The organism is Nocardiopsis sp. LDBS0036, from assembly GCF_041228755.1.
Classification (GTDB): Bacteria; Actinomycetota; Actinomycetes; order Streptosporangiales; family Streptosporangiaceae; genus Nocardiopsis; species Nocardiopsis dassonvillei.
This window is the reverse complement of the sequence record NZ_CP141103.1, coordinates 4,449,503-4,467,615: the sequence shown is the minus strand read 5'-3', so window position 1 is coordinate 4,467,615 and position 18,113 is coordinate 4,449,503. Positions and strand designations below refer to the sequence as shown.

Annotated in this window: 16 protein-coding genes and 1 pseudogene; 8 read left to right on the top strand and 9 right to left on the bottom strand. The window is 72.6% G+C overall.

The window, feature by feature from the left end:
• Positions 1–47 precede the first annotated feature (47 nt).
• From UIS43_RS18935 to UIS43_RS18920, 4 genes are all read left to right on the top strand, one after another.
• The gene (locus UIS43_RS18935; RefSeq protein WP_071621004.1) at positions 48–1,685 is read left to right on the top strand and encodes a molybdopterin-dependent oxidoreductase; all 1,638 of its coding nucleotides are present in this window, start codon (positions 48–50) and stop codon (positions 1,683–1,685) included.
• A 76-nt stretch (positions 1,686–1,761) separates the two neighbouring features.
• Positions 1,762–2,409, top strand: a complete 648-nt coding sequence (locus tag UIS43_RS18930; RefSeq protein ID WP_013156350.1) for a fasciclin domain-containing protein — start codon at positions 1,762–1,764, stop codon at positions 2,407–2,409.
• Positions 2,410–2,664: 255 nt separating this feature from the next.
• The gene (locus UIS43_RS18925) at positions 2,665–3,276 is read left to right on the top strand and encodes a sigma-70 family RNA polymerase sigma factor (protein WP_013156349.1); all 612 of its coding nucleotides are present in this window, start codon (positions 2,665–2,667) and stop codon (positions 3,274–3,276) included.
• Positions 3,273–4,013 (top strand): anti-sigma factor domain-containing protein, encoded by a 741-nt coding sequence (locus tag UIS43_RS18920; protein WP_013156348.1) that lies wholly within the window; start codon positions 3,273–3,275, stop codon positions 4,011–4,013. The genes UIS43_RS18925 and UIS43_RS18920 overlap by 4 nt, the downstream gene beginning before the upstream one ends.
• A gap of 155 nt (positions 4,014–4,168) precedes the next feature.
• Here the strand turns inward: UIS43_RS18920 and UIS43_RS18915 are convergent, their stop codons facing one another.
• Together UIS43_RS18915 and UIS43_RS18910 are read right to left on the bottom strand one after the other, a co-directional pair.
• The gene (locus UIS43_RS18915) at positions 4,169–5,461 is read right to left on the bottom strand and encodes an MFS transporter (protein WP_013156347.1); all 1,293 of its coding nucleotides are present in this window, start codon (positions 5,459–5,461) and stop codon (positions 4,169–4,171) included.
• A 541-nt stretch (positions 5,462–6,002) separates the two neighbouring features.
• Positions 6,003–6,299: a DUF4287 domain-containing protein gene (locus tag UIS43_RS18910; RefSeq protein ID WP_013156346.1), complete on the bottom strand. Its 297-nt coding sequence runs from the start codon at positions 6,297–6,299 to the stop codon at positions 6,003–6,005.
• A gap of 385 nt (positions 6,300–6,684) precedes the next feature.
• Here UIS43_RS18910 and UIS43_RS18905 point away from each other — a divergent pair, with 385 nt between their 5' ends.
• From UIS43_RS18905 to UIS43_RS18895, 3 genes are all read left to right on the top strand, one after another.
• Entirely contained in the window at positions 6,685–7,524 is an 840-nt protein-coding gene (locus UIS43_RS18905; protein WP_370011091.1) for an EamA family transporter, read from the top strand.
• A 45-nt stretch (positions 7,525–7,569) separates the two neighbouring features.
• Positions 7,570–8,571, top strand: a complete 1,002-nt coding sequence (locus UIS43_RS18900; RefSeq protein WP_013156344.1) for an amidohydrolase family protein — start codon at positions 7,570–7,572, stop codon at positions 8,569–8,571.
• 135 nt (positions 8,572–8,706) lie between these two features.
• The gene (locus UIS43_RS18895; protein WP_013156343.1) at positions 8,707–10,278 is read left to right on the top strand and encodes a long-chain-fatty-acid--CoA ligase; all 1,572 of its coding nucleotides are present in this window, start codon (positions 8,707–8,709) and stop codon (positions 10,276–10,278) included.
• A gap of 64 nt (positions 10,279–10,342) precedes the next feature.
• Here the strand turns inward: UIS43_RS18895 and UIS43_RS18890 are convergent, their stop codons facing one another.
• The 3 genes and pseudogenes from UIS43_RS18890 to UIS43_RS18880 all read right to left on the bottom strand — a co-directional run bounded on the left by UIS43_RS18890 (position 10,343) and on the right by UIS43_RS18880 (position 12,159).
• Positions 10,343–11,140 (bottom strand): VOC family protein, encoded by a 798-nt coding sequence (locus UIS43_RS18890; protein ID WP_071621001.1) that lies wholly within the window; start codon positions 11,138–11,140, stop codon positions 10,343–10,345.
• 210 nt (positions 11,141–11,350) lie between these two features.
• Complete coding sequence (locus UIS43_RS18885; protein WP_013156341.1) at positions 11,351–11,602, bottom strand: Smr/MutS family protein; 252 nt, start codon at positions 11,600–11,602, stop codon at positions 11,351–11,353.
• A gap of 100 nt (positions 11,603–11,702) precedes the next feature.
• Positions 11,703–12,159, bottom strand: a pseudogene (locus tag UIS43_RS18880) (N-acetyltransferase family protein).
• A 275-nt stretch (positions 12,160–12,434) separates the two neighbouring features.
• On the opposite strand from UIS43_RS18880, the gene UIS43_RS18875 reads away from it, so the two are divergent.
• Complete coding sequence (locus UIS43_RS18875) at positions 12,435–12,983, top strand: RNA 2'-phosphotransferase (protein ID WP_013156339.1); 549 nt, start codon at positions 12,435–12,437, stop codon at positions 12,981–12,983.
• Here UIS43_RS18875 and UIS43_RS18870 read toward each other — a convergent pair.
• The 4 genes from UIS43_RS18870 to add form a co-directional block, all read right to left on the bottom strand.
• Entirely contained in the window at positions 12,980–13,861 is an 882-nt protein-coding gene (locus UIS43_RS18870; protein WP_013156338.1) for a class I SAM-dependent methyltransferase, read from the bottom strand. The two genes, UIS43_RS18875 and UIS43_RS18870, sit on opposite strands and share 4 nt — an antisense overlap.
• Positions 13,862–13,973: 112 nt before the next feature.
• On the bottom strand, positions 13,974–14,975 hold the full coding sequence (locus UIS43_RS18865; RefSeq protein WP_041553442.1) for an SURF1 family protein: 1,002 nt from the start codon (positions 14,973–14,975) through the stop codon (positions 13,974–13,976).
• Positions 14,976–15,186: 211 nt separating this feature from the next.
• Positions 15,187–16,233 carry a chaplin gene (locus tag UIS43_RS18860; protein ID WP_013156336.1) on the bottom strand — a complete coding sequence of 349 codons (1,047 nt, stop codon included), beginning with the start codon at positions 16,231–16,233 and terminating at the stop codon, positions 15,187–15,189.
• Between the two features lie 728 nt (positions 16,234–16,961).
• Positions 16,962–18,020, bottom strand: a complete 1,059-nt coding sequence (add, locus tag UIS43_RS18855) for an adenosine deaminase (RefSeq protein WP_071620997.1) — start codon at positions 18,018–18,020, stop codon at positions 16,962–16,964.
• Positions 18,021–18,113: the final 93 nt, after the last annotated feature.

Below are 18,113 nucleotides of genomic sequence, written 5' to 3'. Positions count from 1 at the left end.
GAAAAAAATTCCGCGGAAACACCCATCCGCCCCCGCGTCGGCCCCGAATGACCGACGTGACCACCGAGACACGCGGGAACACCCCGCCACGCGACAGGCGACGGGTCGTCGTCGGATCGGTCGTGGGGCTGCTCACGGTCGGCGCCTCACTGGGCACCGCCGAGCTGGCCGCAGGACTGCTCCGCACCGTGTCTCCGGTGGTCGCCGTCGGCGACACGGTCGTCGACACCACACCGCCCTCCCTGGTGGAGGCGGCGATCGACCTGCTGGGCAGAGCCGACAAGGTCGTGCTCGTGGCCGGGATCATCGTCGTCCTCCTGGGTGTCGGGGCCGTACTCGGCACGGCGTCGCTCCGGCGGCCCGTCGTCGGGTACACGGGGTTGGCGGTGTTCACCGCGGTCGGGCTGGCCGCCGTGCTTCCGCACCGCTCCGACGACCCGGGTACCCCGGTGCCCGTGCTCGTCGGGGCGGTCGCGGGGGCTCTGGCCCTGGTGCTCCTGGTGCGCGGCGCGCGCGGGACGCTCCGGCCCGAGGCGGACCCCGGACCACAGGGGGTGGGCGGTCCGAGGACACCGGCGGGCGCGGAGGGGGCTCCTCCCGAGGCCGGACCGGACCGGGGCCCGGGCAGACGCGGTTTCGTGCTGACCGCGGCGGGCGTCCTGGCCGTGTCCGGCGCCGCCGGTGTCCTCGGACGCCTGCTGCCGACCCTCGGCGGAGGCGCGGGCTCGCGCTCCGCCCTCGCCCTTCCCGCGGCGGCGAACCCGCTGCCGCCGCTGCCCGCCGCGACCGAACTGGGCGTTCCGGGGCTGACCCCCTTCACCACGCCCAACCGGGAGTTCTACCGGATCGACACCGCCCTCACCATTCCCCGGCTGGACTCCACCCGCTGGACGCTGAGGGTGCACGGGATGGTGGACCGCCCCTTCGAGATCGACATGGACGAACTGCTCGCCGAGGAGCTCGTCGAGGCCGACATCACCATGACGTGCGTGTCGAACCAGGTCGGCGGCGACCTCGCGGGCAACACCCGCTGGCTGGGCTTCCCCCTGGCCGACCTGCTGCGGCGGGCGGGTGTGCGGTCCGGCGCGGACCAGATCCTCAGCACCTCCGACGACGGCTGGACCTGCGGCACGCCGACCGAGGTCGTCATGGACGGTCGCGACGCGCTCCTGGCCGTAGGCATGAACGGAGAACCCCTCCCCCACGTGCACGGCTACCCGGCGCGCATGGTCGTCCCCGGCCTCTACGGGTTCGTCAGCGCCACCAAGTGGGTCACCGACATCAAGCTGACCCGCTTCGCCGACGAGCGGGCCTACTGGGCGCAGCGCGGCTGGGCCGTGCGCGCCCCCGTCAAGACCATGTCCCGCGTGGACGTGCCCGCGCCCCTGAGCCGGGTGGACGCCGGAGAGGTCGTCCTGGCCGGAGTGGCCTGGGCCCAGCACCGCGGGATCGACGCCGTGGAGGTGCGCGTGGACGGGGGCGAGTGGCGGCGGGCCGAACTCGCCGAGGTCCCCGGCGTCGACACCTGGGTCCAGTGGGTGGCCGAGACCACCGTCGAACCCGGCCAGCACTCCGTGGAGGTCCGGGCCACCGACGCCACCGGGTTCACCCAGCCCGCCGAACGGGTGGATCCCGTGCCCGACGGCGCCACCGGCTGGCACAGCATCCGGTTCACCGCCGAGTAGACGCACCCCTCGACCAACACCGGCGCAAGTCGGTGACGTGAGCAAACAGAAGTTAACCAAGTTGAAGGAGCAAACAATGGTCCGCAAGAACAGCCTCACCATCACGGCCGCCGCTGCCGCGCTCGCCTTCGGTCTGACCGCCTGTGGCGGCGACATGGGCGGCGGGGAGGAGGCCGCCGAGGAGACCCCCACCGCGACCGAGTCCGAGAGCGGCGGCATGGGCGGCGAGGAGGGCACCACCGAGATGGCGGGCGAGAACTTCGGTTCCGGCTGCGCCGAGGTGCCCGCCGACGGCGAGGGCAGCTTCGAGGGCATGGCGGACGACCCGGTCGCCACCGCCGCGTCCAACAACCCGGTGCTGTCCACGCTGGTGACGGCCGTGACCGAGGCGGACCTGGTGGACACGCTCAACTCGGCCGAGGACATCACGGTCTTCGCCCCGGCCGACCCCGCGTTCGAGGCGATCCCGCAGGAGGACCTCGACGCGCTGCTGGCCGACCAGGAGCAGCTGACCGAGGTGCTGACCTACCACGTGGTCGAGGGCCGCCAGACCCCGGCCGACCTGGAGGACGGCACGTTCACCTCGCTCCAGGGCGGAGAGGTCACCACCGAGGGCTCCGGCGAGGAGTTCACGGTGAACGGCGAGGCGGCCGTCATCTGCGGCAACGTGCAGACGGCCAACGCCACGGTGTACATCATCGACGGCGTGCTGATGCCCGCCTAACGGCCTCCGGCACGGTGCGACCCCCGGGCGGTCCGAGCGTTGACGCCGGGCCGTCCGGGACCCCGCCACCGCACCCGCGCCCGGCGGGGCTCCATGGTGTCCATGGAGCCCCGCCGGGCGCGCTACGGAAGAACAGCCGGGCGACGGCACGGCTGACGTGCGACTCTGAAGGGGTCGGGGTCCTTCGGGGCACACCCGGACCCGCCCGGCGCACGGACGAGGCGAGCAGCGCAGGACCACCAGGAAGAGGAGCGGATGGACGAGCACGCCGCGATACCCCGGGGCCCCCGCGGGGCGGAGGCGGAGCCTCCGGTTCCGCCGGCCCAGCGGCTCACGGAGCTGCTCCGCCAAGTGGCCCGGGGTGAGGAGAGCGCGTTCGGCGAGGTGTACGACCTGGTCATCCCGTCGGTGTACGGGCTCGTCCGCCGTGTGCTGCGCGACCCCGCCCAGTCCGAGGAGGTCGCCCAGGAGGTGATGGTGGAGGTGTGGCGCACCGCCTGCCGTTACGACGAGCGGCGCGGCAGCCCCCAGGCGTGGGTGATGACGCTCGCGCACCGCCGGGCGGTGGACCGGGTGCGCTCCGAGCAGGCCGCCACCGACCGGGAGGCCAGGGTGGCGGCGGCGAGCACTCAGCGCCCCTACGACGAGGTGGCCGAGGAGGCCACGAACCGTCTGGAGCGCGAGCGGGTGCGCCGCTGTCTGGAGACCCTGACCGAACTCCAGGGCCAGTCCGTACGTCTGGCCTACTACGGCGGATACACCTATCGTGAGGTGGCCCGCCTGCTTTCGACGCCGTTGGGCACCGTGAAGACGCGGATGCGCGACGGCCTGATCCGGCTGCGGGACTGCTTGGGGGTGGAGTGGTGAGGAGGACACTGGGCCAGGATCCGCACATCCTCTCGGGCGCCTACGCCCTGGGCGCCCTGTCGCCGAGCGAGAGCGTGCGGTTCGAGGACCACCTGGCCGAATGCGACTCCTGTGTACAGGAGACGCGCGGTTTCACCGAGACCGTCGCCCTCCTGGGCACCGCGGCCGCCGGTACGCCGCCCGCCGAACTGCGCGAGCGCGTACTGGAGGAGGTCGCGCGCACCCGCCAGCTCGCCCCCGCTCCCGAACGCCTGCCGGTGCCGCGTCCGGGGCGCTGGACCCGGGGCCTGGGACTGGTGCTGGCCGCCTGCCTGGCCGTCATGGTCGCGCTGGGCGCGGTCGTCATCGACCAGGTGCGCCAGGTGCGGGACCTGCGGGAGAACGAACGGCAGATCGCGGCGGTGCTCTCCGACCCCGACGCCGACCACACCACGGCCCAGCCCATGGAGGGCGTGTCCGTGACGGTGGTGCACTCCGAGAGCAGCGGACGGCTGGTGTTCAGCGCCCACGGACTGGAGCGGCTGGAGGACGAGGACTACCAGCTCTGGCTGACCCGTGACGACGGCAGCGTCTACTCGGCCGGGGTGCTCTCCGTGGACGAGTCGGGCTTCGTGCTCCCGGTCCTGGCCGCGCCGCAGGACGAGGCGACCGGGGGCGTGGCCGTCACCGTCGAGCCCGAGGGCGGCTCCGAACAGCCCACCTCCGATCCGCTCATGGCGATGCCCTTCGAGGGCTGAGGGCCGGTCGCCGTTCGGCTCCCGGCCGGGCGGCGACCGGTTCTCCTTCGGTCATCGGATGACCGGTGACCGGCCCCTCATCCCCCGGGCGGCGGTCCGGGCACCCGACCGGCCGTGGCCTGACCGCTCGGCCCCTTCGGGGGGCGGGGCCGCGGTCAGGCCACGGCCACCTCCTCGGGCCGGGGCAGGTCGCGCATGACCGGGGAGAGGCTGAACAGGGCGGCGAGCGCCGAGACCAGCGCCATCGTCAGGAACACCCAGGCGGGTCCGGCGTGGTCGAAGATCACCCCGATGCCGAGGATGCCCACCGGCTGCGACACCAGCGCCATGAACGTGACGGCGCCCAGGACGCGGCCCTGGTAGCGGTCGCTGACCGACACCGCGACGTAACCGTGGAACACGGCGTTCACGCAGGGCACGATGGCGAACACGCAGCCCACCAGCGCCCCGAGGAACATCACGTTGGGTGCGAACAGCAGCCCCAGAGCGCACACCGGGGCGGCCCAGGCCGCGACCAGGAAGATGGCCGAGGGCCGCACCCGCCTGACGACCGCCCCGGCGCAGAGCGCGCCGAGCAGGCCGCCGGACCCGGCCAGGGAGACGGTCATCCCGGTCTGGAGGTGGCTGGCGCCCTGGCTCTGGGCGGTGGCGATGAGGGCCAGGAAGGCGCCCGTCTGGGTGTAGGTGAGGTTGAACCCGACGATCCACAAGATCATCGGCCGCAGGATCGGGTGCCTGGCCAGCACGGTGAACCCGCTGACCGCCTCGCGCAGGGTCCACGGTCCGCGCGCGCCGGTCGGGTGGGCCTGCATGGGGCGGCGGATGAGCAGCACCAGGGCCGCCGACACCAGGTAGGCGAGGGCCTCGGCGGCGAAGGGGAAGGCCCGGCCCACGCCGAACAGGGTTCCGGCGAAGGGTCCGCCGAGGGCGGTGGTGCTGAAGAGGCGGATCTGGTTCTGGGCGGAGGCCTCGGCCGTCTGTGAGGCCGGAACCAGCTGCTTGACGGAGGCCATCGCGACGGGGTTGGAGACGCCCATCAGCGCTGCGGAGCCGACCGCGACGCCCACGATGACGGTGAACGTGACGTTCCCGGTGAGCAGGAGGACGGTGAAGAGGGAGAGCAGCGTAAGCCGTCCGAGGTCGCAGCACAGCAGCACCGTGCGGCGGTTGGTCCGGTCGGCGAGCGAACCGCCGAGGACGGCGGTGACCATGGCCGTGGTGACCTGGGCCGCTCCGATGACGCCCGCCTGCGCCGCCGATTCCGCGAGGAGGAGGGCGAGGAGGGGGTAGGCGATCTCGCCGCTCTCCTTGCCCAGTCCCGCGAGGAACCGGCTGGTCCAGAGCACCTGGAAGTCGCGGTTGCGGGTGAGGGGGACGAGCTGTTCCGCGCTGTGGACCGGCGGGGTCCGGCCGGGTGACCGGGACGGGCGTTCCTGTTCCGCCGTCATCGCGATCGTCTGCCCCGTCCGCGGGCCCGCGCGGCGGGCCTGTCGGAGGGTGTGGTTCTCATTCCGTAATTATGCGCGCATTGCCCGCATTAGTGAGCTTTGTTGGTTCTGTACTCCGCACGGTGGAGAACACCTGGAAAATCCACTCCGGGAGTGGTGTAGACCCCGCGTCACGCAAGGGTGTTTTGGGGCGCGTGTGGCTCATCTCCCGGCTTCTCGTATGCCCTGAACAGGGGAAACGTGGATCCCTTGTCAGTTCGATCCGGGATGAGCCGGTGCGCGGCAGGAGTGGGACGTGGAACGCGTCGGGTTCTGCGTGAAAGGTGAGTTGACTGGGGTGAACGGGAGCGGGGAACGGCTGCCAGCGACGACGGCGGGGAGGGGCGCGGAAGGCTGTCGCGGTGCACATGGAGGAGGTGGCCGAATTCGGCCAGGGGGCTTTGGGCCGGGGGATTCCGGCCAGGGCGGCTTCGGGGTCCGCTCGGCCGGACGAGGTCTGCGTGACGTCCGGCCGTGCGGGGGCTCGCGGGGGCACCCGGACTCAGACCGTCTGTGGTCTGGTCGCCTTGCCGTCGAGCCAGAGCTCGGTGGAGGCGTCCCGATGGGTACCGGTGGTGCCCACGTGCTTGGCGCTGATCCGCGGGCCCTTCTTGATGACGTGGACCAGGGCCATCGCGTGGCCGCGCCCCAGACCGTAGTCCTCGGCCAGCCACTGGACGATGGCGCCCGCCTTGACCGAAGGGTCGTCGTAGCCCTTCTCCCTGGCGCGGTCGACCAGCGTGCGCGGGGTCAGACCGGTCTTGTCCTCGACGGCATCCAGATAAGCCTGGAACGACATGGGGGCCTCCTCGACTGGACAGGTCCCGATACTCACGCGCGCCTGCGACATTCCGGCGGCAGCGGCACCGGTCTCCGAGGCGGGCCGCAGGCGCGCGGGGGCCGCAGGCGCGCGGGGCTGGAGCGCGGGGGCCGGAGCACGCGAAGTCAGGAGGCCAAGCGCGCGGGCTCAGGAGGGTTGTCCACAGGCGTGACAGCGGGGTGGTGGACGGCTCCCGGGAGGGGCATGCTGTTGATGGGGGCGCCCGGCCTCCGCGCCGTGGAACACGTCCCCCATGACAGGTATGCCCACCGCGGTCCCGGCACCACCCCGCGCTCCCCGGTCTGTGGACAACCGCCTAGCCTTGCCGGATGCCCCTTCCGCCCCCGATGCCCGTCTCCACCCCATGACGCCGTGGGTCGTGGCCGTGGTCCTGCTCGCGGCGCTGCTGCACGCGGGCTGGAACGCGATCGCCCACTCCATCACCGACCGCCTGCTCGGGTTCGCCCTGATCGGCCTCGGCGGAATGCTCGCCGCCCTGCCCCTGCTCCCGGTCGTGGGACCGCCCCCGCGCGAGGCCTGGCCGGTCCTGCTCGCCTCCCTCGCCACCCACCTGCTGTACATGAGCCTGCTGATGGCCTCCTACCGGACCGGCGAGTTCGGCCAGGTGTACCCGATGGCACGCGGCACGGCGCCGTGGGTGGTCGCCCTGACCGGCATCCTCCTGCTCGGCGAGTCGATGCCCCCGTCCGACCTGGCCGGGGTCCTGGTCGTCTCCGCCGGGCTGACGACGCTGGTGTTCGCGGGCGGCCGGCCCTCCCGCGCACAGCTCCCCGCGCTGCTGGCGGCCTTCGCCACCGGCGTCAGCATCGCCGTCTACACCGTGGTCGACGCCCACGGGGTCCGCCTCACCCAGGATCCGCTGGGCTACATCACGTGGCTCATGTTCCTTCAGGGACCGGTGTTCTTCGTGGTGGCGGTGTTCACCCGCCGAGGCGCACTTCCACACCAGCTCAAGCCGGTCTGGAAGTTCGGACTCCTGGGCGGCGTGGTCAGCGCGGTCGCCTACGGGCTCGTGCTGTGGGCGCAGCTGACCGGCGCGGTCGCGGGCGTCGCCGCGCTGCGCGAGACGAGCATCGTCTTCGCCGCGGTGCTGGGCGCACTGCTGTTCGGGGAGCGGTTCGGCCCGGTGCGGGTCGCCGCCTCCGTCATCGTCGTGACCGGAATTCTCCTCCTGGCTTTCTGAGCGTCTTCATGACTCTGACCAGCGCTTACCCGTATCGTTTCCGGCGTGACACGAGCCTCGACCCCCTCCGGGTCCACCACCGCGACGGACACCGCCGCCACCGCTACCGCCACTGACACCGACACCGACACCGGTTCCGGAACCGGCCCCGGCTCCCCCCACCCGGCGGAGCCCGCGCCCGACCACGGGCCCGAGTCCGCCGCCGTACGCGCGGTCTGGCAGGACCTGGGGCTCCCCGGGCTCATCGACGTCCACACGCACTTCATGCCCGACAACGTGCTGCGCAAGGTGTGGGCCCACTTCGACGCCCTCGGCGGCCTGTGGCCGATCACCTACCGCTTCGACGAGGACGAACGCCTGTCCCTGCTCCGGGGCTTCGGGGTCCGGCGCTTCACCGCCCTCTCCTACCCGCACCGCCCCGGCATGGCCGCCTGGCTCAACGACTGGGCGGGCGACTTCGCCGACCGCAACCCCGACTGCCTGCGCAGCGCCACCTTCTACCCCGAGCCGGAGGCCCGGGACTACGTGGCCTCGGCGCTGGAGGCGGGTACCCGCGTGTTCAAGGCACACCTCCAGGTCGGCCGCTACGACCCGCGCGACCCGCTGCTGGCCGACGTGTGGGGGCTGATCGCGGACGCGGGCACGCCGGTGGTGGTCCACTGCGGTTCGAGCCCCGAGGCGGGACCCTTCACCGGCCCCGAACCCTTCGCCGAGACCCTGCGCGCCCACCCCGGGCTCACCGCGGTCATCGCCCACGCCGGGGCCCCCGACTACCGCGCGTTCCTGGACCTGGCCGAGGACCACGAGCGCGTCCACCTGGACACCACGATGGTGTTCACCGAGTTCTCCAAGGACTGGGCGCCCTTCCCCGACCAGGAGGTGCCCCGCCTGAAGGGCGTCGCGGACCGGATCCTGTTCGGCACGGACTTCCCGAACATCCCCCACCCCTACCTCGAACAGCTCCGGGCCCTGGCCCGGCTCGACCTGGGCGATGACTGGCTGCGGGACGTCCTGTACGGCAACGCCGCCCGGCTGTTCGGGCTCTGAGGGCCACCGGCTTCCGGCAACCAGTGCTGGACAGCCGACGGCCGTCCGGTGATGGTGGTCGTGGGGCGGCCGTCTTCGGCCTCCGCCGCCCCGACCACCGCCCACCATCACCGACGCGGAAAGGCACCCGGCACCATGGAACTCGCCCTGACTCCCCTGGAGTTCGCCCGCCGCACCCGAAGACTGCACCCCCGGCGCGAGGCGGTGGTGGACCGTGGCCTCCGGCTCACCTACGAGGAGTTCTTCGACCGCTGCGACCGCTGGTCCCGCGCCCTCCAGAACATGGGGGTCTCCAAGGGCGACCGCGTCGCCTACATCTCCCCCAACACCCACGCCCAGCTGGAGTCCTTCTACGCCGTGCCGCAGCTCGGCGCGGTGCTGGTACCGGTCAACTTCCGGCTGTCGGCGGACGACTTCGTCTACATCGTCAACCACTCCGGGGCCCGGGTCCTGTGCGTGCACGCCGACCAGCTCGACGCCGTGGACGGCGTCCGCGACCAGATGCCGGACGTGGAGCGGTTCGTCGCCCTGGAGGGGGCGCGCCCCGGTTGGGAGGACTACGAGACCCTCGTCGCGCAGTCCACGGCGGACTACACCCGTCCCGAGATCGACGAGACCGACCTGCTGACCATCAACTACACCAGCGGGACCACGGCCCGGCCCAAGGGCGTCATGATCACCCACCGCAACGCGTACATGAACTCGGTGGGCACCCTCCTCCACCTGCGGATCGGCATCGACGACCGGTACCTGTGGACGCTGCCGATGTTCCACGCCAACGGCTGGACCTACACGTGGACGGTGACCGCCGCGGCCGCCGCCCACGTGTGCCTGCCCGCGATGGACCCGGCCACCGTGTACGAACTGATCCGCTCCGAGGGGGTCACCTGGCTGTGCGCGGCCCCCACCGTGCTGATCATGCTGTCCAACGCCCCCGAGGAGGTGCGCGGCGAGGTTCCGTCCGGCGTGCACGTGGTGACGGCCGGGGCCTCGCCCGCCGCCGACACCATCGAGCGCCTGGAGGACGGTTTCGGGTGGACCGTCACCCATGTCTACGGGCTGACCGAGACCACGCCGTTCATCACCGTGTGCGAGCCGCGCGCCGAGCACGGCGGCCTGTCCCCGCGCGACCGCGCCGCCGTCAAGGCACGCCAGGGGGTCGAGCTGATCACCTCCGGCGAGCTGCGGGTGGTGGACGCCGACGGCGTCGAGGTGCCCTGGGACGGCACGACGGTCGGGGAGATCACCGTGCGCGGGAACGTGGTGATGAAGGGCTACTACAACGACCCGGAGGCCACTCGGAAGGCCATGGGCGACGGCTGGTTCCACACCGGCGACGCGGCGGTCACCCACCCGGACGGGTACGTGGAGATCCAGGACCGGATCAAGGACGTCATCATCTCCGGCGGGGAGAACATCTCGTCCGTCGAGGTGGAGGGGGTCCTGCTGCGGCACCCGGCCGTGCTGGAGGCGGCCGTCGTGGGCGTGCCGCACGAGCGCTGGGGCGAGTCGCCGAAGGCGTCCGTGGTGCTGCGCGAGGGCGCCGCGGCCACGGAGGAGGAGCTGATCGCCTTCGCCCGCGACAACCTGGCGCACTTCAAGGCGCCCACACAGGTGGAGTTCGTGGAGCAGCTTCCCAAGACGGCCACCGGCAAGATCCAGAAGTTCGTGCTGCGCGGGGGCGCGTCCGCGGTGTCGCGGCAGTAGCCGCCGGGTTCAGGCCGGGCCCGCGCCCCCGCAGGGCGCGGGCCCCGGCCGGGCGGCGTCAGTGTCACGCGGGCGGCCAGTTGAGCAGGACGAACCCGGCCTGGAAGGGGTCGGAGCAGACCATGCGGCGTCCCACGCCCGAGATGTTCTCCGGCTCGGAGTGCACGTGTCCGCCCGCGGCCACGACCCTCTCCGCGACGGCTTCGCAGTCGGCCACAGCGAACACCGGGTGCCAGTCCTCCTCCCCGCCGAACCGGCCCCTGTCCCCGGGACCCGCCTGCAGGATGCCCCCGTGGGTGCGCTCGTCACCGGTGCCCGCGGGGCGCAGGACCGTGTACCCGCCGACCTCCTCCCCTCCGAGGGACGGGTCGAACGGGCTGAGGTCCCACTTGAAGACCCCGGTGTAGAACTCGGCCGCGCCACGCGCGTCGGTGGTCCGCAGCTCCACCCAGCAGAGGCTGTTGACCCGCCCCACCAGACCGAGGTACATCTCCCCCCGCCAGACGCCGAAGGAGGCGCCCTGGGGGTCGCGGAACAGCGCCTGACGGCCCAGGTCGAAGATGTCGAACGGCTCCACCAGGAGGGTGCCGCCCAGCCGCTCCACCCGTGTGATGGTGTCCTCGATGTCGGAGTCGGCGAAGTACACGGTCCAGGAGGGGTGGTCGCTCTCCCCCATGACCGGGCTGACCCCCGCCGCGGCGAGCCCCTCAGCGCACAGGAACTTGTAGCCCTCCAGCTGCCGGATGTGCGTCTCGGCGCTCCAGCCGAACACGTGCCCGTAGAAGGCTGTCGAGGCCTCGACGTCGGGTGAGGACACCTCGACCCAGCAGGGCGACCCGGGTGTGAAATCCGTACTGATCATCGCTGTCCCTCTCCGTGACGGCACACCACCCTTCGGTTCCTTCCCTGGTGAGGGAGGTTCCGGGGATCGGAGGGGCAAAGACTCACACAACTCGCCGTTGCCGAGCCCGTCCGCGGGCGGGACGCGGCGCTCCCGCCGAGGGGTACGGGGACGTCCGGGCCCGGCGGCTCCGCGCGCGCCGACCCGCCTCCGGCCACGGCACTGACGCGCTCAGTGCCTGAAGTGCACGAACAGGCGCCCGAAGTTCTTGGAGTCCTTCTCGACCCGGTGGTAGCGGGCCTTGACGTCCTTGCGGTCGAGGAAGCGCAGCACCCGCTTCTTGAGCTGCCCGGACCCCTTGCCGGGGATGATCTCGATGCTCTTGGCGCCCGTGCGCTCGGCCTCGTCCATGATGTCGTTGAGGGCCCGGTCGATGTCCCGTCCCTTGTTGAAGATGTCGTGCAGGTCGAGTTTGAGCCGCACCGTGCCTCCTCCGCGTCCGGTAGCCGGATCATACGCGTCGCGGGACCGCGCGCCGGGGCCGCGGCGCGGCCTCCTCCTCCGGTGCTCGCGGCGTCCCGCGTCACGGCCCGAGGCGCAGGGTGAAGACCACCCGGTCCGCGCCCGGCCCCTCGTAGTCGGCGTGCGGTCCGGTGACGGTGAAGCCGTGGGCGCGGTGGAAGGCGATCGAGCGCTCGTTGGCGGGGGAGGTGACCGCGCGCACGACCGTGCACCCGCGCTCCCGCGCCCCGTCCGTGAAGCGCCGGTACAGCCCGTTCGCGAGCCCCGTCCTGCGGTGTCCCGGGGCCACCCCGGCGAAGTGCACGTACGCCTCCTCGGGCACGGACGGCGAGGGGAAGCCGATCAGGAAGCCCGCCAGCTCCCCCTCCGCCTCGGCGATGAGGCTGGTGGTGTGGAAGTGGTCGAGGAAGAGCCGGGGGAGGATGTGCGCCACGGGGCGCCCCCCACCAGTCGTCGCAGACCGCCAGGATGCGCGGGTGGTCGGAGGGGAGGGCGGTCCGGACACGGACGTCGGTCACGCGGGGGCTCCTGCTCGTCGTCGGAGGGGTGTTCCGGGTCCGGCAATACCCGCCGACGGGTCCGCGAACCGCCTTCGCGGACCCGCCCACTCTGGGTACGGGAAACCGCTCAGGGGCGCCCGGACCCCCGCTCCGGGACCGGCGCGCTCCGCTCACCCGTTCCTGCCTCCTCCGTGCACACCTGCGCCAGGGGTTTTTCGCCGTCCGGGCACCGCCCCGGTACCTGACCGAAAAGCCCTGGCCCCTCCGGAGGCCCGGCGGGGATCATCGGAACCATGGACCGGAGAGAACTCGTACGCGCCTCCAAGTTGCTGTCGCGCGTGCTCCGCCACGACCCCGCCCGTGTGGGGGTGCGGCTCGACCCGCGGGGGTGGGCCGGGGTGGACGAACTCCTCGCGGGCTGCAGAAGGGCTGGAGTGCGCCTCAGCCGCGCGGCCCTCCAGGAGGTCGTCGACACCAACGACAAGAAGCGCTTCGTCCTGAGCCCGGACGGCACCCGCATCCGCGCCCAGCAGGGCCACTCCGTCCGCGTCGACCTGGGGCTGGAGCCGAGCACGCCCCCCGCCCTGCTCTACCACGGCACCGTGGGCCGGCTCCTGCCCGCCATCACCGCTGAGGGGCTGCGACCGATGCGGCGGCACGACGTCCACCTGTCCCCCGACACCGCGACCGCCCGCCGGGTGGGCGCCCGGCGTGGCGCGCCGGTGGTCCTCACCGTCGCCTCCGGACGCATGCACGGCGACGGCCACGTCTTCCGGGTCACCGGCAACGGAGTGTGGCTGGTACCCGCCGTGCCCCCGGAGTACCTCGGCGAGCCCGTCTAGGGGCGCAGCACCGCAGCGCCGGGGCGCCGCCCTCCCGCTCCGTCAGGAACTCGGGGCCGGACCGCCGAGAAGATCGCGGTGCCGGGGATCAACCGGCCGCGCACCGGCCCCCAGCCGCCCCACACCCGGTCGAGCCCCTCGGGCCACTCCGGTTCGACCATGTCCCGCAGCACCAGGCCCGCGCGGGCGATCCCGCGCACCCAGTCGCCCACCGTGTGGTGGTGCTCCACGTAGACCGCGTCCCCGCCGTCGTCCTCCTCCACGTAGGCGCGGCGGTCGAAGTAGGACTGGTTCACGGTGAACCCGTCCTCTCCGGGGTCGTCCGGGAAGCTCCACCGGACCGGATGGGTCACCGAGAACACCAGCCGCCCGCCGGGCCTGAGCACCCGCGCGGCCTCGGCCAGGGCGTCGTCGGCCGAGGGCACGAACGGGAAGGCCCCGAAGGAGGAGAACACCACGTCGAAGGCGGAGTCGGCGAACGGCAGCCGCTGGGCGTCGGCCTGCACGGCCGCGAGCGCGTGCCCGGTCCCCGCGTCGATCCTGCGCGAATGCTGGAGCTGTCGGAAGGACAGGTCGAACCCGACCACCTCGCGCACCCCCTGGGCGCGCAGCCACCGCCCGCACTGGCCCGCGCCGCAGCCCACCTCCAGGATCCGGGCCCGCAGGAGGTCCTCCGGGCCGCCGAGCAGGCGCGCCCCGGCCTCGGTCAGGCCCTCCGGGCACCACACGAACTCGGCGTCGCCGAGGAAGTCCCCGTGCTCGGCCTGGTAGGCGTCGGCCGCGCCGTCCCACCACCGGCGTCCGGCGCGGGCGCTCTCCTCGGCGTCCACGGTGCGGCGCGCCACGCGCCCGGGATCCGGATAGCCGTCGTCGTTCATGGGCCCCAGCCTCCCAGAAGGGCGGGCGCGCACGGGGCCCGGACGCCCACACGCTTTCTCGGTCGGGTCCCGGAGACAGAAACCCCGTGGTCGTACCGGACGCGTCCCCGGGCTAGGCGCTCCCGGGCCTGCCCGTGCCCGCGGTCGCACCGGAGTCCTCGCCGGACCCCTCAGGCCCCTTGGAACTCCGGCCGGACTCCACGGCCTCGGTGGTCTCGGCGGACTCGGAAGGCTGCGCGGCATCGGCTGTCGCACCGGACTCCACGGTCTCAGCAGCCCCGGCGACCTCCACGGTCTCACCGGGCTCCATGGCCCCGGCGGTCTCCGCAGACCCTGCGGCCTCCCCGGCCTCACCGGACTCCCCCGCCCCGGCCTCGCGGGCGTCCCGGATCTCACGGCGGACGAGGAAGACCCATCCGCCCACGGCGACGACGGCGAACACCCACCACTGCACGGCGTAGGACGCGCTCATCCCCGCGTCCTCCTCGTGCAGGACGACCGGCTCGGGCGCCGCCTCCGGCATCGGGTCCTGGCGGGTCAGGTCGACGTACCCGCCGTAGACGGGGTAGGGCAGGTCCGCGGCGATCTGGTCCACGTCGACCATCATCAGCTGCCCCTCGGGCAGGTCGTCGCGGTTGCGCAGCCCGGTGTTCTCCTCGGTCTCGGAGTAGTGGAGGCGCCCGGCCACCTCCACGGCGCCCTCGGGCGCGGGCGGCACCTCCGGCTGGTCGAGGGCGGTCTCGCCGCGCTCGACCCATCCGCGGTTGACCAGGACCGCGGTCCCCTCCTCGGTGACCAGCGGGGTCAGCACGTGGAAGCCCACGCCCCCGGAGCCGTCGCGGTTGCGCAGCAGCAGCTCGTGCTCGGTGTCCCAGGTGCCGGCGGCCTCGACGGTGCGCCAGCGGTCGCCGGGGTCGACGTCCTCGCCGACCCGGGTCAGCTCGGCCACCGGCACGGGGTCGGCGGCGAGGTTGGACTGCTGGAGGTCGACCGCCGCGCCGCGCTGCCCGGCCCGGTCCAGCTGCCAGAAGCCCAGCCAGACGAAGCTGGGCACCAGCACCAGCACCAGCACGTGGAAGGCCAGCATGCGTTGCGAGAACAGGACTTTGAGCACGTCTTCGAGGTTATGAGACTCCTCCGGCCGCCTCGCACCGCCCCTCGCCTCCCCGCACCGCGCGGCCCTCGGCCCGCCTGACCGGGCCCGCCGCCGCGGTCGGGGCCGACCGCCGCCGGCCGCGCCCCTCCGGCGGTCCGCACGCGAACGGGGCCGCCGGTCACCGGCGGCCCCGCGTGTGTGGTCGGGGAACCCGGGTCCCCCGACCGTGCTACTCGTCGTCGCCGGTCACGGCGGCGGCCTTGCGCTTGCGGGCGAAGTACAGCCCGGCACCGCCCGCGCCGACCGCGGCGACGCCCGCGGCGACCAGACCGGCCAGGGCGCCACCGGTCACGGGGAGCTGCTCGTCGGCCTGGGGCTCGGTCGGCTCCTCGCCGGTGCTGGAGTCGTCCTCGCCCTTGTCCTCCTCGCGGGGCTCCTCGGGCTTCTCCTCACCCGGCTCCTCGGGCTGCTCCTCCTCCGGCTTCTCCTCCTCGGGCTGGCCGGGCTCCTCGGGCTTCTCCTCGCCGGGCTCCTCCGGCCGCTCCTCCTCGGAGATGATCTCCATGCAGGAGCCCTCGGCCAGGCCGAGCACGGACACGGCGTTGCCGCAGATGTCGACGGCCGCGTCCACCGGGACCACGACCTGGTTGCCGCTGCCGATCCCGCCCGCGCCGCTGGTGGCGGCGTCGGGGGCGCCCTCGTTCTCGGGGGAGGCCTGGATGATGTTGATGATGGTGGTGCACTTGGCGCTGGAGCCGCCCAGGACGGCCACCGAGTTGCCGCAGACGTTGATGGCGGCGTCCACGGGGACGATGATCTGGTTGCCGCTGGCCACACCGCCGGAGCCGTCGGTCCTGGTGGTGGGCGCGTCGGCGCTCTCCTCCTCCAGGACCTCGACCACCTCGACGCACTCGGCCTGGCTGATGCCGCCGACCGCGGCCGCGTTGCCGCAGGCGTCGATGGCGGCGTCCACGGGGACGATGATCTGGTTGCCGCTGGCCACACCGCCGGAGCCGTCCGTGGAGGCCCCGCCCTGGCCGCTGGCCTCGTAGAGGACCTCCGAGACCTGGGTGCACGTGGCGCTGGAGATGCCGAGGATCGCGATCGAGTTGCCGCACAGCTCGGCTTCGACGTCCACGGGCACGACGACCTGGTTCCCGCTGCCGATCCCGCCGGAGCCGCTGGTGGTGGTGTCGGCGAAGGCCGCCGCCACGGGCGCCACGACCAGCCCGGCGGTCATGACGGTGGCGAAGGAGTAACGGAGTGTGTTGCGCATGTGCGGAGGTGACCTTTCACGGGTACGGCTCGGGGATCGCGCCGTTGCGACGCTGGTCCGCGACGGGACCGGTGCCCGCGTCGTCTCGCGGGTCCGGCTGTCCACGGCGGTGCGGGTCCGCCAGCAGAGAAGACTGCGTGGCGGCGGGGCGACCCGCATGTGTGAAGTCGCGGTTCGAAAGTTCGCGGAACCGCCGACGGACCGAAACGTTAGCAAGCCACCGAAGGCTCGCAGGCGTTTTCGGAAAATACTCTTCCCCAGTATAAGTACAGTCCGCAACAGATTTGCTACACGGAGTCATAAGAGCAGCTCGCAGCATGCCCCATTGACTACCCCTTGCTTATGGACACCTACTCCATGTTGCCACAGGAAAAGAAAATTTTCCCGGTAAACCCCAGAACCGAACCTACTAAGCAACTTCGCAGATTCGCACCCAAGCCACCCCTTGACGCCCGAAACCCCGTGCCGGGTTTTCCCTCCCGTGCAAAGATAATTCCCTTGTGGGCGAAAAGCCGGAAAAAGGGAATACCCACGGAGCCCCGCCGGCGGCGCCGTACCGCCCGGAGGGCGCGACCGCCGGAAGCGTGTGAGGTGCGTCCCGCTCATCAGGACATGCCCCGCTTCCCCCGCCCACCGGAACGTGCATGCAACCCGTCCTCACCCGCCTGGGACCACGGCGGCCGTTCGCGGACCCGCACGTCACACCGGCGGCAGCTCCGGCCAGGACGCTAGCGCAGCGCCGCGACCCTCACCGGGTCGACGCCGTGGCGCGCGGCGACCTCGCCGATCTCGGCCAGCAGCGCGTGGCGGCGGGCCGCGCCCAGGTAGGAGGCGTGCACGCCGTTCGCGGCGAGCCCGACCAGGTCGGCGGCGTCCAGGCCCAGGGCGTGCGCGGCACGGTACTCGCCGTTCAGGTCGGTGCCGAACATGGTCGGGTCGTCGGTGTTGAGGGTGACCAGCAGACCGGCCTCCAGCATGCGGGGCAGCGGGTGGTCGCCCAGCTCGGCCACGGCGCGGGTGCACACGTTGGAGGTGGGGCTGACGTCCACCGGGATCCGCCCCTCCGCCAGGCGGCCGACCAGCGCCTCGTCGCGCATGGAGTCGATGCCGTGGCCGATGCGCTCGGCGCCGAGCGCGTCCAGGGCCTCGCGTACCCGCTCGGGACCGCCGTGCTCACCGGCGTGCGGCAGGCTGGCCAGTCCGGCGGCCCGCGCCCTGCCGAACACCCCGGCGTACTGCTCCAGCGGGGTCTCCACTCCGCCGACGCCGAAGCCGACGACGCTGGGCGGCGCGTCGCGCAGGACCGCCTCCACGGTGGCCTCCGCGCTCTCCAGGCCGAAGTCGGCGGGGAAGTCGGGGATCCACCGCAGCTGGATGCCGTGCCGGCTCTCGGCCGCGCGGCGAGCCTCCTCGATGCCGTCGAAGACCACGCGGGCGGGCACCCCGCGCATCAGGTGGGTGTAGAGGCTGACGTGCATCTCGGCATAGCGCACGTTCTGCGCGGCCAGGCGTTCGGCGACCGCCGAGGCCAGGAGTGCGAAGTCCTGCTCCTCGCGCAGGGTCGCGACCGAGGCGAGGTAGACCTCGACGAAGTGCGGGAAGTCGGTGAAGACGTACCAGTCCCGGAGCGCCTCCAGGGTGTCGGGGACGTCGGTGACGCCGTGCCTGCGGGCGAGGTCGAACAGTGTGTCGGCGGGCATCGACCCCTCCAGGTGGACGTGCAGCTCCACCTTGGGCAGGTCCCGGATGAGCGCCTCGACGTCGGGAGGCGTGGAGTGTGTGTGCATGGCGACAAGTTACGCGTGCCGGGGAGCCGCCCCAAGCCCCTGCCGGTCAAGTTCACAGCCGTCCGTCAGAAGCGGGCCCGGATACGGTGAGGA